General features: G+C 39.2%; 12 protein-coding genes. 7 read left to right on the top strand and 5 right to left on the bottom strand.

The features are described 5' to 3' along the window. Positions 1–9 precede the first annotated feature (9 nt). The 4 genes from cysW to F948_RS02770 all read right to left on the bottom strand — a co-directional run bounded on the left by cysW (position 10) and on the right by F948_RS02770 (position 3,504). Entirely contained in the window at positions 10–903 is an 894-nt protein-coding gene (cysW, locus tag F948_RS02785) for a sulfate ABC transporter permease subunit CysW (protein WP_004959754.1), read from the bottom strand. Continuing rightward, positions 900–1,733 (bottom strand): sulfate ABC transporter permease subunit CysT, encoded by an 834-nt coding sequence (gene cysT, locus F948_RS02780; protein WP_004959751.1) that lies wholly within the window; start codon positions 1,731–1,733, stop codon positions 900–902. The genes cysW and cysT overlap by 4 nt, the downstream gene beginning before the upstream one ends. A 78-nt stretch (positions 1,734–1,811) precedes the next feature. Then, positions 1,812–2,414, bottom strand: a complete 603-nt coding sequence (locus tag F948_RS02775; RefSeq protein ID WP_004913487.1) for an RBBP9/YdeN family alpha/beta hydrolase — start codon at positions 2,412–2,414, stop codon at positions 1,812–1,814. Positions 2,415–2,496: 82 nt separating this feature from the next. After that, a complete protein-coding gene (locus tag F948_RS02770) occupies positions 2,497–3,504 on the bottom strand; it encodes a sulfate ABC transporter substrate-binding protein (protein ID WP_004913484.1) in 1,008 nt (335 codons plus the stop codon). A gap of 251 nt (positions 3,505–3,755) precedes the next feature. On the opposite strand from F948_RS02770, the gene pabC reads away from it, so the two are divergent. The 3 genes from pabC to tmk are packed head-to-tail and all read left to right on the top strand — an operon-like array spanning position 3,756 to position 6,246. After that, on the top strand, positions 3,756–4,568 hold the full coding sequence (pabC, locus tag F948_RS02765) for an aminodeoxychorismate lyase (protein WP_004959746.1): 813 nt from the start codon (positions 3,756–3,758) through the stop codon (positions 4,566–4,568). A 2-nt stretch (positions 4,569–4,570) separates the two neighbouring features. Continuing rightward, complete coding sequence (mltG, locus tag F948_RS02760) at positions 4,571–5,647, top strand: endolytic transglycosylase MltG (protein WP_004959743.1); 1,077 nt, start codon at positions 4,571–4,573, stop codon at positions 5,645–5,647. Beyond that, positions 5,647–6,246: a dTMP kinase gene (tmk, locus tag F948_RS02755; RefSeq protein WP_004959740.1), complete on the top strand. Its 600-nt coding sequence runs from the start codon at positions 5,647–5,649 to the stop codon at positions 6,244–6,246. Before mltG ends, tmk begins: the two co-directional genes overlap by 1 nt. A 220-nt stretch (positions 6,247–6,466) precedes the next feature. On the opposite strand, the gene nadB is transcribed toward tmk, so the two are convergent. Further along, positions 6,467–8,104, bottom strand: a complete 1,638-nt coding sequence (nadB, locus tag F948_RS02750; protein ID WP_171057550.1) for an L-aspartate oxidase — start codon at positions 8,102–8,104, stop codon at positions 6,467–6,469. Positions 8,105–8,480: 376 nt separating this feature from the next. Here nadB and F948_RS02745 point away from each other — a divergent pair, with 376 nt between their 5' ends. From F948_RS02745 to lepB, 4 genes are all read left to right on the top strand, one after another. Continuing rightward, positions 8,481–9,857: a Do family serine endopeptidase gene (locus F948_RS02745; protein WP_004913465.1), complete on the top strand. Its 1,377-nt coding sequence runs from the start codon at positions 8,481–8,483 to the stop codon at positions 9,855–9,857. Positions 9,858–9,972: 115 nt separating this feature from the next. Then, complete coding sequence (locus F948_RS02740; protein ID WP_004913463.1) at positions 9,973–10,431, top strand: acyl-CoA thioesterase; 459 nt, start codon at positions 9,973–9,975, stop codon at positions 10,429–10,431. 161 nt (positions 10,432–10,592) lie between these two features. Then, positions 10,593–12,410, top strand: coding sequence for a translation elongation factor 4 (gene lepA, locus F948_RS02735; protein WP_004959735.1), 1,818 nt, complete (start codon positions 10,593–10,595; stop codon positions 12,408–12,410). Between the two features lie 21 nt (positions 12,411–12,431). Continuing rightward, on the top strand, positions 12,432–13,295 hold the full coding sequence (gene lepB / locus F948_RS02730) for a signal peptidase I (RefSeq protein WP_004913459.1): 864 nt from the start codon (positions 12,432–12,434) through the stop codon (positions 13,293–13,295). Positions 13,296–13,302: the final 7 nt, after the last annotated feature.

The following is a 13,302-nucleotide window of genomic DNA, read 5'->3' as shown; positions in this document are numbered from 1 at the left end:
GTACATTCCTCAGTGGCTAGATGGATTATGTTGATGTTCGTTGCTTTGGTCTTGGCGTATCTCTAACCAAGTTTTTAAAATCAAAGTGATGATTGCTAAGAATGCCAGTAAAGATGACACTGCAAATGCAGCACTGAAGGTATACTCGTTGTATAGAATTTCTACATGTAAAGGTAATGTGTTCGTTTCACCACGAATGTGTCCTGAAACGACCGATACAGCACCAAACTCACCCATTGCACGTGCATTACATAGAATCACACCATAGATCAAACCCCATTTAATATTTGGAAGTGTTACTTTCCAGAAAGTTTGCCAACCAGATGCACCAAGTACGATTGCAGCTTCTTCTTCTTCAGTACCTTGAGCTTCCATGAGCGGAATGAGTTCGCGTGCAACAAATGGAACAGTGATGAAAATAGTAGCTAAAACAATACCTGGAACGGCATATAGGATTTTGATGTCATTATCCATTAACCATCCGCCAACCCAACCTTGAGAGCCAAAAATTAAAACAATCATTAAACCTGCTATCACAGGTGAAACTGAGAATGGCATGTCGATAATGGTGGTCAAAATGGCTTTACCACGGAACTGGAACTTAGCTACAGCCCAAGCTGCTGCAACACCAAATACAACGTTAATCGGTACAGCAATCGCAGCAGTGATTAAGGTGAGCTTTACAGCCGATAGCGTATCTGAGTCAGTCAATGCATTTACATAGACTTCTAGACCCTGCTTAAAAGCTTCGACAAAAACCAAAATTAAGGGCAGAACCAAGCAACTTAAGAAAAAGATTAATGCAATAGTAATTAGACTATAACGAACCCATGTCGGTTCTCTAGTGGCATCTCTTGCTTGTAATTTGAGTGCCAAAGCATTGCTGTTTGTATTCAAACTCATTGTGCAACTCTCCCTGTACGACGGCTTGCCCATGCTTGAACTAAATTAATTAAAAATAAGATGGCAAATGAGAGAATGAGCATGACTACAGCGATCGTTGTTGCGCCTGCATAATCATATTCTTCCAAACGAGAAATGATCATGAGGGGAGCAATCTCTGTTTTATACGGTTGATTGCCTGCAATAAAGATGACAGAGCCATATTCACCAACACCACGAGCAAATGCCAAAGCAAATCCTGTCAGCAACGCTGGAAATAAAATTGGAAGTAAGACTTTGGTAATGGTCTGCCAGCGATTTGCACCAAGTGCAGAAGCTGCTTCTTCTAATTCAGATTCAATATCGCTGAGAACTGGTTGTACTGTTCGAACAACAAAGGGTAATCCAATAAATATCAGGGCAAGAGTAATACCAATAGGGGTATATGCAACTTGAATCCCTAACGGTTCCAAATATTGACCAATCCAACCTGTTGGAGCGTATAAAGAAGTGAGTGCAATCCCTGCTACAGCTGTTGGTAGAGCAAAAGGTAAATCGACTAATGCATCGACAATTCTTTTACCTGGAAAACTATAGCGAACTAAGCACCATGCCAATAATAATCCAAAAATCACATTCACTAGCGCAGCAATCAATGCCGCACTGAAACTAAGTTGCAGTGACTTTAGGATTCGTTCTGAAGTTAAGATTTCCCATAAACCATCCCATCCGATTCCTAAAGATCGGATAAATACAGCAGATAAAGGAATAAGCACAATCAAAGATACATAAGCGAGAGTAAAGCCTAACGAGAGACCAAACCCTGGCAGCACTCGGGAACGCTGCGACATGACATTTCCTCAAAGAGAAATATTTGCTAAATAAGCAAATAAACGAAACTAAAATCAAAAAATACGGTGAAGATGGGGCTAGGCAAATTTCATATTAAAATTTGCGACCTTCATTAGAGCGGTAGGTAAGCTCTTTTTTTCAGGTAATAAATAATTCAGGATCTCAGGGAATGGACCAAACCCTGAAGCAACATTGATGTGGCCAACAGGTCCTAAATTAATTGGTGTTAATTTCCATGATTCTGCGAGCTGTAAAGCATCGACATAACCAAGCCATGGATCATTCTCACTAATTAATAACGTCGTTGGCACATCAATACTGAGTCTATGAAAATATGCTTTATAGTCAGTTAGACTATGACGAGCGAAACCTGCCTCACCAAAACGTGCTGGATTTGCGGGTGCAACCAAAACTAAATTTTTTACTTGTACACTTAGCTCAGGGTGCTCGGCGAGAGCCGCTACACTGGTTAAGCATCCAAAACTATGAGCAACGATCTGAACAGGTTCATTTACAGATGAAACAGTTTTGACAAACTGATCAACCCACTCTTGCAAGACTGGACGATCCCAGTGTTTCTGTTGAACACGAGAACTAGACATGAGTTTTTGTTGTAGCCAAGACTGCCAGTGTTGAGCCTCGCTGCCACCTACACCAGGAACAATTACGGTATGAGTCATGTCTAATCTCCTTAGAATCCTTCCCAACCTTGCTTTATGGAAGTGAGGAAGTCCCTCTTAGAAAAAGTGGGACTTAGTTGGATTATTTACCTGTGCTATTGATCTTGACGATTTGGTCGAAAATTCCACCATTATCAAAATGGGTTTTTTGTACTTTTGCCCAACCACCGAATTCTTTATCGATTGTTACTAGTTTCAGTGGTTTGAATACATTGCTGTATTTCTTTAATACCGCGGCATTGCGAGGACGATAGAAATTACGCGCTGCAATTTCTTGACCAGCAGGAGAGTACAAGTAATTCAAATATCCGCGTGCAATTTGGGCGTTACCTTTTTTCTGAGCATTTTTTTCTACTACGGCAACAGGTGGTTCAGCCAAAATAGAAAGAGACGGTGTGATGATTTCGAATTTACCTGGTTGCTCTCGAACGGCAAGGAAAGCTTCATTTTCCCAAGCCAACAACACATCACCGATACCACGTTCAGCAAATGTAGTTGTTGCGCCGCGTGCTCCCGAATCCAAAACTTTGGTTTGCTTATAAATTTGACGCACAAATTCTTGAGCTTTCGCGTCATTGCCGCCTTTTTGATGTTTTGCCCAAGCCCATGCACCTAAATAATTCCAGCGAGCACCACCCGAGGTCTTTGGATTTGGCGTGATGATTTCAACACCAGGTTTGACTAAATCACCCCAGTCTTTGATTTTCTTTGGGTTATCTTTTCGAACAAGGAATACAATCGTTGATGTATATGGCGTAGAGTTATTTGGTAATTTCTTTTGCCAGTCTGCTGGAAGTAATTTTGCATTTTCAGCAATTTCATCAATATCAGCAGCAAGTGCTAGCGTTACGACATCAGCATTTAAACCATCAATGACAGCACGTGCTTGTTTGCCTGAGCCGCCGTGTGATTGTTTGAAGTCAATATCTTGTCCTGTGCGCTGTTTCCAGTAAGCACCAAATTGTTTATTGAAATCTGTATAGAGTTCACGTGTCGGATCATAAGACACATTTAAAAACTCTTGCGCAGCAAAAGAAGAAACTGAAAGTAATGCAGCAATTACACCGACTTTGACCTGAGATAAACGCATGGAGACCCCTCAAAAATTAAATCATTGTTTGGAATATGGATGCAGCATAACTGCAGTTTTTTTGCAAAAAAAATAATTAAAATCGAATTTGATATGAAAAATTAAGAAATACATAAAAGAGATAAGTTATGCTGAATAACTGATAAATAAGAAATTTTTATTTTATGAGTGAAGTTGTTATAATTATTTAAAATCAATAGGTTATTAAAATTAATAGCTTCGATGAATGTATCCTAAAGGATCTTTAACTTATGCAATGCTATAAAAATGGGCAGTTGATTGATTCAATTCCTTTATTAGATCGTGCGTTTCACTACGGTGATGGGTGTTTTACAACAGCACGATTGGTGCATGGTGGAATGGAATTAAAAGAACTACATATTGCCCGTTTGAATTATGCTTGTAAAAATTTAAGTTTGGATGCTGATTTATCTTTTATAGACCAAGCATTAGATCAATTGCTACAACATGAAAAAAACTTGAATGGTACGTTGAAGGTTGTTATCAGTCGCGGAGAAGGTGACCGAGGATATAGTCTTCCTCTACACCCAGCCGATGTATATGTGTGGTTTTATCCTAAACAATGGCAACATTTAGAGCCTGAATGGATTGAAAGTGGTTTACTGAATCATGCTGTAGGTTTGCATATGCCTCATTTGGTTGGTTTGAAGACTTTGAATCGACTAGAGCAAGTTGTGTTGAAGCAAGAAGCCGATCAACGAGGTTGGCTAGAAGCATTAGTTACGGACGTGCAAGGGTATATTGTTGAAGGTGTAAGCAGTAATTGTTTTATTCGTATAAATGATCAATGGATTACTCCAGAACTTCGCTATAATGGCGTGCACGGTGTAATGCGTGCGCACATTCTATCTCGTATGCAACAAAATCATATTTCATGTGAACAACGTTGTATTGAAATGGATCAGATCGCGCATATCCAGAACATATTTTTCTGTAATGCTTTGCATCCGATGAAAGCCGTAGTTCGATTTCAAGCTCGAACAATGCAGCAGCAACCGTATCTTGATTTATTTAATTCTTTAAAACTTAGCCAGATTTACTAAATATGCCAAAACCTCCGAATCCAAGCAAAACTAAGAAAAAGCCTAAAGCCAAATCACAAGCTCAGTTTTCTATTAAGTTTTTTATCATTGCAGTCATCGCTTTTTTGATTGTGATCTTTGGTGTTTTCTGGTCAAGTTTATTCAAGAATTATCCTGTTCAAAACAAAAAACAGCTTTTGGTCATTTCTTCTGGAGATACCTATTCTGGTTTTATTGACCGTTTAGCTGAAGAAAATAAAGTGAATTTTCCGATTATTTTGAAACTCTATCAAAAGTTTATGATTCATGACACGATGAAAGCAGGTGTTTATGAAGTCACGCAAGGTATGAGTGTTCGTCAAGTTTTGGAAATGTTATCCAATGCTGAAAATGCTCAAATGAATCGAATTTTAGTGATAGAAGGCACGACATTTAAGCAATTGATTAACAATCTTAAAAAAGATTCAAATGTCACTAAAACAATATTGGATTTACCTCAGGATCAATTATTAAAAGAACTTGATATTCCTTATTCACATCCTGAAGGCTTGTTTGCACCAGATACATATTTCTTTGCCAAAGGCGAAACTGATAAAAAAATCTTAACGGATTTATATCATCGTCAAATGAAGTCTTTAGATGAAGCTTGGGCGAATAAAGCAGCCAATCTTCCTTATAAAGATAAATATGAAGCATTAATTATGGCTTCAATTATTGAAAAAGAAACCAGTTTAGATCGTGAGCTTGAGCAAGTTTCAGGTGTTTTTGTGCGTCGTTTAAAAATTGGTATGCGCTTACAAACCGATCCAACTGTAATTTATGGGATGGGGGATCGTTACACAGGTAATATCACACGTAATGATTTAAGGACACCAACCGCATATAACACTTATACAATTAATGGTTTACCGCCAACCCCAATTGCATTACCAAGCAAAAAAGCGATTGAAGCGGCGATGCATCCAGACGATTCAAAAAATATTTATTTCGTCGCAACAGGAAATGGTGGACATAAATTTAGTGCTTCTCTAGCAGAGCATAATCGTGCAGTACAAGATTACTTGTCTGTACTCCGCTCAAAGAAAAATCAAGGTGAATGATGTTTATTAGTTTTGAAGGTACGGAAGGTGTAGGGAAAACCACTCTGATTCGTAAAATTCATCAGTACTTTGAACAGCAAGGTAAAGAAGTTGTACTGACCCGTGAGCCTGGTGGCACACCATTAGCAGAACAGATTCGTACATTATTATTGGCAGTAAATCATGATGAGCAAATGAGTCATGATACTGAGCTATTACTGATTTATGCTGCACGAGCTCAACATTTACAACAAGTGATTTTACCTGCGTTAGCGGCGGGGAAAATTGTGCTGAGTGATCGTTTTACTGATGCCAGCTTTGCTTATCAGTGTGCTGGGCGTGGTTTAAGTCAGGAAAAGCTGCAATTGTTAAATCAAACTTTTGTGGCAAAAATGCCGAATATTACCTTTTGGTTGGATGCACCGATTGAGTTGGGCATGACTCGTGCACGAGAGCGTGGTGCATTAGATCGTTTTGAACAAGAAAAATTGAGCTTCTTTGCCAAGGTACGTGCTGGTTATAAGACTTTATGGCAAGCAGAGCCTGAACGGATCAAGCGTTTGGATGCAACACAAAATGCGGATGTTGTGTTTGAAGAGGCATTGCAGTATTTGAAGTAAATACGGTTATATACTCAACCTGTATTGACCAAAAGTTTCGGTGATGTTTTGGTTTTATTTCTTATGCCTTACTTTTCACGGATGAAAAGTAACAAAAATCCTTTGTTGAGCTGACGGTACATCCTTGATACCGCAGCTCAACAGGCGACATGCATGTCACCTACCTCGATAGTAAATAATAACTATAAGTTATCTTGAAAATATCAAAAACTTGAAAGTATCACTCATTCACCAATGGCTGTTCCACCTTAAAGTTCGGTGGGGTTAACACTGTCTTACGAATTTCGTTTGAAAGCTCTGGGTAATCAAGCGTGTAATGCAAACCACGAGATTCCTTACGTTCCATCGCACAACGTACAATCATTTCAGAAACTAAAACGAGGTTACGCAATTCGATCAGGTTCTTACTGACTCGGTAATCTTGATAGTATTCATTGATTTCACGCTTCAACATCTCGATACGATGTAACGCACGTTGTAGACGTTTAGTCGTACGAACAATACCGACGTAGTTCCACATGGTTGAACGTAGTTCGTCCCAGTTTTGTAAGATCACAACATCTTCGTCAGCGTCAGTAACCTGTGATTCATCCCAAGATGGTACGTTCGGAAACTCAAAGTTCAGATTATGTTTGCTTTGAATGTCTTCTGCTGCACTCATACCATAAACGAAACATTCAAGTAACGAGTTACTCGCCATACGATTTGCGCCGTGTAAACCTGTATAAGAAGTTTCACCAATCGCATATAAACCATCGAGATCAGTTTGGCTATTAGAATCTACAACTACACCACCACAGGTATAGTGAGCAGCAGGAACAACAGGAATCATGTCTTTGGTAATATCAATTCCGAGTTCAAGCAAGCGAGCATATAGCGTAGGGAAGTGTTCAATAATAAATTCAGGTGATTTATGTGTGATGTCTAACCACACATGACGAATACCTAGACGTTTGATTTCATGGTCGATGGTACGTGCCACAATATCGCGTGGCGCCAGTTCAGCGCGTTCGTCAAAACGAAGCATAAAACGCTCGCCGTCAGGTAGACGTAAGTACGCACCTTCACCACGCATTGCTTCAGTAATTAAGAAAGAGCGTGCTTTAGGGTGGTATAAACACGTTGGGTGGAATTGATTAAACTCCATGTTTGCTACACGACAACCAGCACGATACGCCATCGCAATACCATCACCTGTAGCAATATCTGGATTAGATGTATAGAGATATGCCTTCATTGCACCGCCACATGCTAATGCAGTAAAAGGTGCTAAGAAAGTATGAACTTGCTCAGTCTTTTCATTAAGAGCATATAAACCTATTGCACGGTTGGTTTGATCTAGATGACCAAGTTTGTGCAAGGTAATAAGATCAATTGCAATGTAGTTTTCAAAGATGGTGATATTTTTACGTTCTTTCGCACGTTCAACTAGGGTCGTTGAAATGGCTTTACCAGTTGCATCAGCCGAGTGAATGATTCGTCGCTGCGAATGGCCACCTTCACGGGTGAGATGAAGTTGTTCATCATCGTCTAGAGTAAACTGGACACCTTGTTTTAATAAGAAATCTACAGAAGGCTTACCACCTTCAACCGTATGTTTGACAGCATCTAGCTCACAAAGATGTCCGCCTGCAATCATAGTGTCATTAATATGTTGTTGAATTGAATCAGTCTCATCCAATACCGCAGCAACACCACCTTGAGCATAGTAAGTGCTAGCTTCAGTTAGTTCAGCCTTAGCTAAGATTGCAATGTTATAATGATGAGGTAAAGAAAGTGCGAGACTTAAACCTGCACCACCACTGCCCACAATAATCACGTCAAAATGATGAATTGTTTCTAAATCAGGCATGTCGATCTGCTTCAATATCAAACGTTCGCTAATGACACCGCTTTTTTGTAAAAAAGGCAAGTGCTATTCTGCTTAGAATTGCGTGAATTTTTAGCGAATAACCAGATAATTAGTCTATATGCCAAGAATTAAACTTTTCACATAGATTGAACATAAGTTACGTGAAGCAACATGGTTTTAATTTCTATTTAAGTAATTCAATAGAAACTCAAGCTGTAATTAGGAAGAATATATTTCTCCACATTTTCTCCATAATTTTATTTTTAAATTTGTCTGTATACCTCGAAAATACAAACATTTTTTAACGAAATAAAAATGTAGCTTATGATAAAACATTAGCTTAAATTTCTATTCGATCATCAGTATGTAGGTTCTTGCTTCTATGAAAAGTCGATATATACAACAAGGATTGTTCACTGCGGTATTTACAGTAGCAGCTGCACAAGTAAATGCTGCGTCACCAGTAGATTTTTCAAACCTCGTAGAACAGGTTAGTCCTGCGGTAGTGAGTGTAAATGTTGTCAAGAAAATGACTCAGGAAGAGTTATTACAGCAACAAGTACCAGAAATACTACGTCGTTTTTTTGGTAATCAGATCATTATCCCGCAGCAGCAGGGACCACAAGAAAAAACTGCTTACGGCAGTGCATTTTTCATTAGTAAAGATGGTTATTTAGTTACCAACCATCATGTAATTGAGAATGCATCCAGAATTAGCATCACCCTAAATGATCGTCGTGAACTCGATGCAACCTTAGTGGGAAGTGACGAGCGAACAGATGTTGCTGTTCTCAAAGTGAATGGCAATAATTTTCCTGAATTAAAAATTGGTGATGTGAATCGACTCAAAGTTGGTGAGCCTGTTCTCGCGATTGGTTCGCCATTTGGTTTTGATTATTCAGCTTCAGCTGGAATTGTGAGTGCAAAGTCTCGAAATATGAGTGGTGAAACTTCTGTTCCATTTATTCAAACAGATGCCGCTTTAAATCCAGGTAACTCTGGTGGCCCTTTGTTCAATCAACAAGGTGAAGTGATTGGTGTTAACTCTCGTATCTTCAGTGGAACTGGAGGTTATATGGGATTGTCATTCTCTATTCCTATTGATGTTGCGATGGATGTTGTTCAGCAATTAAAAGTGAATGGTAAAGTGACACGTTCTTATCTTGGTGTGATGTTGCAAGATATTGATCGTAACCTAGCAGAGGCTTATAAATTACCAAAACCTGAAGGTTCTCTCATCACACAAGTTACACCTAAATCGCCAGCTGAAAAAGCAGGTCTGAAGTCGGGTGATGTGATTTTGAAAATCAATGGAAATTCAATTCTGCGCACAAGTGATTTGTTAAATGTGCTTAATCGGGTAGCACCGAACCAAACGATTCAATTAGATGTTTTACGAGATGATAGAACTCGTACTATATCGGCAACACTTGGCACCGCGCCAGACGATACGCCAGCTGCAGAAGATAAGAATAATCCAACAAGTGGTTTAGGGATGAGTATCCGTAATTTAACTCAAGCAGAGCAAACTCGCTTGGATGTTAATGGTGGAATTCTAGTTCAAGATGTTAAGCGTGGTGGATTAGCATCATTGTCTAATATCGTCGCGGGTGATGTGATTATTCAGGTGAACGGAACTCCGATCACAAACAGTCAGATGTTTGCAAAAACGGTAGCTGCTTTACCAAAAAATAGCGTTGCGCGAGTTGCAATTATTCGTCAGGGGCAACGTGCAATTTTAGGTTTACGCTTACCTTAAATAAGATTAATGGTCTTGAAACCACCCAAATTTTGGGTGGTTTTTATTTTTGAAATTGGAACTAGATTGCACTAGTGTATGCCATGATCGTTGAATTTAGTGATTAATAAGTAATATGAGCACAATTTTTGATTTAAAAATTCAAGTAGAAGCTAAGCATATAGATGTATTGGGTCATGTTAACAATGTGATGTATGTCCAATGGATGCAAGACGTAGCTGCAGCACATATCGAAGCTTTAGGTTTGGGGTTAAAACAGTATTTTGAACTTAAGCATGCGATGGTGGCAGTCGAGCATCATGTTCAATATCGGAAAGCTGCGCTTGAAGGTGAAGAAATTATTTTAAGAACTTGGCTAGACGATCTAAATGCACTTTATTCATTTCGTCAGTACGCATTTTATCGACCTAAAGATCAAAGTATTATTTTTATGGGTAATACTAAGTGGGCTTGTATTGAAATTTCGACTGGGCGTCCAAAACGTATGTCACCAAGTTTCACACAAGCATATCAACCTATTTCTGCTAAGCTCGATCCTATGGATTTCTCAGTTTTATACCATCAAGTGGATTAAGTTGCTTCGCGAATAAACTAAAGCGATAGGTTTTGAAAGCAAGATAATTATTTTGAATACTTTAAAATTGGCTTCTGTTATAATCGGCAACAATTTTGTTAAACCGTTTTGGCTTATAGCAACTAAAAAGTTATGAGCGTTCAATATTCTCAAGGTAACCCATGGCGCAAGCTAAAAAATCCGTAGATATCAAAAATATACGAAATTTCTCGATCATTGCTCATATTGACCATGGTAAGTCCACTTTGGCTGACCGTTTTATTCAAATGTGTGGTGGTTTGCAAGATCGTGAAATGCAAGCCCAAGTACTGGATTCAATGGAGCTCGAGCGCGAACGTGGGATTACCATTAAAGCTGCATCCGTTACTTTGTACTACACACATCCAAATGGTCAAGAATATCAGCTTAACTTTATTGATACGCCAGGTCACGTAGATTTCTCATATGAAGTGTCACGTTCTTTAGCTGCTTGTGAAGGTGCATTACTGGTGGTCGATGCTGCACAGGGTGTTGAGGCTCAGTCTGTAGCGAACTGTTATACAGCAATTGAGCAGGGCTTAGAGGTATTACCAATCTTAAACAAGATTGATCTTCCACAAGCTGAGCCAGAGCGTGTTATTCACGAGATTGAAGAAATCATTGGTATTGAAGCAACGAATGCTCCAACATGTTCAGCAAAAACTGGCTTGGGTGTAGAGGGTGTTTTAGAGCGTTTGGTTGACGTTATTCCAGCACCTGAAGGTAATCGTGAAGCTCCATTACAAGCTCTAATCATTGATTCATGGTTTGATAATTATCTCGGTGTGGTTTCACTTGTTCGTATTAAACAAGGTCGTATCCGCAAAGGCGATAAAATGCTAGTGAAATCGACTGGTCAAACACATCCAGTTACCTCAGTTGGTGTTTTCAACCCTAAGCATACTGAGACCGATATCCTAGAAGCTGGTGAAGTAGGTTTCGTTATTGCGGGGATTAAGGATATTTTTGGTGCACCAGTAGGTGATACCATTACTTTATCATCGACACCTGATGTTGCCACACTACCAGGTTTCAAAAAGGTTAAACCGCAGGTTTATGCAGGTCTTTTCCCGATTGATTCTAGCGACTTTGAACCATTCCGTGAAGCATTACAAAAGCTGCAAATTAACGACTCGGCATTGTTTTTTGAACCTGAAAGCTCAGATGCATTAGGTTTCGGATTCCGTTGCGGCTTCCTTGGTATGTTGCATATGGAAATCGTACAGGAACGTTTAGAGCGTGAGTATGATTTAGATTTAATCAGTTCAGCACCTACTGTAATTTATGAAGCACTCACCAAAAAAGGTGAAACCATCTATATCGACAGTCCATCAAAAATGCCAGATGGATCAACAGTCGAAGATTTGCGTGAACCAATTGCAGAATGTCATATTCTTGTTCCTCAAGAGTATCTAGGTAATGTGATGACTTTGTGTGTAGAGCGTCGTGGTGTGCAAAAGGATATGAAATTCCTTGGAAACCAAGTGTCTATCACATTTGAAATCCCTATGGCTGAAGTGGTAATGGACTTCTTTGATCGATTGAAGTCTTGCTCACGTGGTTTTGCATCGCTCGATTACAACTTCGTGCGTTTTGAGAGTTCATCTTTAGTTAAGGTTGATGTATTAATTAATGGTGAGAAAGTTGATGCTTTAGCGATGATTTGTCATCGTCAGGATGCTCGCCATCGCGGAATCGCTTTGGTTGAAAAGATGAAGGATTTGATCCCTCGTCAAATGTTCGATGTTGCAATTCAGGCAGCGATTGGCGCACAAATTATTGCTCGTTCTACTGTAAAAGCGATGCGTAAAAACGTATTGGCAAAATGTTACGGTGGTGACGTGTCTCGTAAGAAGAAATTACTTTCAAAACAGAAAGAAGGTAAGAAGCGCATGAAGCAGGTGGGAAGTGTTGAAATCCCACAAGAAGCCTTCTTAGCTGTATTGAAAGTCGAACGATAAAGAAATAATTAGGACTCACCCATGGATTTTGATTTTAATTTGATTTTAGTACCTGCCACACTGATTTTTTTTCTAGTGTGGTTGCTTGATAAGTTTGTATTTAAACAGCGTGCAAATAAAGGTCGTGATCAGGAAAATTTTATTATCACATGGGCCTATGACTTCTGGCCAGTTTTAGCTGTTGTTTTGGTTTTACGTTCATTCTTATATGAGCCATTTAATATTCCTTCAGACTCTATGGTGCCAACCTTGGAGACTGGGGATTTTATTTTGGTCAACAAATTTGATTATGGCGTGCGTCTACCCATTGTGAACTCAAAAGTACTCGATGTCGGTGAGCCAAAGCGTGGGGAAGTAATTGTTTTTAGATACCCGCCACAGCCCACAATTAGCTATATTAAGCGTGTAGTTGGATTACCTGGAGACCATATCCAGTTTAAATCTGGGCAATTGATTATCAATGGTAAACAGGTTGCTAAAGTTGCCACTGAAGTAAATCGAGCAAAAGATCAATTAGAAACACCGACTGTGTATTATTTTAAAGAGACTTTGGGTGAGCATCAGCATTTGATTCGTTATCTAGATGGGCGTAACCCGCTAGCAGAACAATATCAATTCGCTCAGTTAAAAGGTGCTGAAGCTTTAGTACCATTTGTTGCAAAAGCAAATGACGTATTCATTCAAAGTAATGGTCAGGATTGGGAGGTAACTGTACCGAAAGGGCAATACTTCGCAATGGGTGATAACCGTGATCAAAGTGCGGACAGTCGTTTTTGGGGATTTGTACCGGAAGAAAATTTAACTGGACGAGCATTCTATATTTGGATGCATAAAGAGCCTGGTTTTAATCTTCCAAGTTTTAACCGAAATGGTAAGATTGATTAATAAAAAC

The sequence above is a fragment of the Acinetobacter junii CIP 64.5 genome, assembly GCF_000368765.1.
Classification (GTDB): Bacteria; Pseudomonadota; Gammaproteobacteria; order Pseudomonadales; family Moraxellaceae; genus Acinetobacter; species Acinetobacter junii.
Note: the sequence above shows the minus strand (reverse complement) of the source record. Positions and strands in the feature narration are given on the sequence as shown.

Coding starts and splice junctions, on each gene's coding strand:
- tmk (WP_004959740.1), top strand. CDS start 5,647: ATGTTTATTAGTTTTGAAGGTACGGAAGGTGTAGGGAAAACCACTCTG.
- cysW (WP_004959754.1), bottom strand. CDS start 903: ATGAGTTTGAATACAAACAGCAATGCTTTGGCACTCAAATTACAAGCA.
- F948_RS02770 (WP_004913484.1), bottom strand. CDS start 3,504: ATGCGTTTATCTCAGGTCAAAGTCGGTGTAATTGCTGCATTACTTTCA.
- lepA (WP_004959735.1), top strand. CDS start 10,593: ATGGCGCAAGCTAAAAAATCCGTAGATATCAAAAATATACGAAATTTC.
- F948_RS02740 (WP_004913463.1), top strand. CDS start 9,973: ATGAGCACAATTTTTGATTTAAAAATTCAAGTAGAAGCTAAGCATATA.
- F948_RS02745 (WP_004913465.1), top strand. CDS start 8,481: ATGAAAAGTCGATATATACAACAAGGATTGTTCACTGCGGTATTTACA.
- F948_RS02775 (WP_004913487.1), bottom strand. CDS start 2,414: ATGACTCATACCGTAATTGTTCCTGGTGTAGGTGGCAGCGAGGCTCAA.
- mltG (WP_004959743.1), top strand. CDS start 4,571: ATGCCAAAACCTCCGAATCCAAGCAAAACTAAGAAAAAGCCTAAAGCC.
- cysT (WP_004959751.1), bottom strand. CDS start 1,733: ATGTCGCAGCGTTCCCGAGTGCTGCCAGGGTTTGGTCTCTCGTTAGGC.
- lepB (WP_004913459.1), top strand. CDS start 12,432: ATGGATTTTGATTTTAATTTGATTTTAGTACCTGCCACACTGATTTTT.
- pabC (WP_004959746.1), top strand. CDS start 3,756: ATGCAATGCTATAAAAATGGGCAGTTGATTGATTCAATTCCTTTATTA.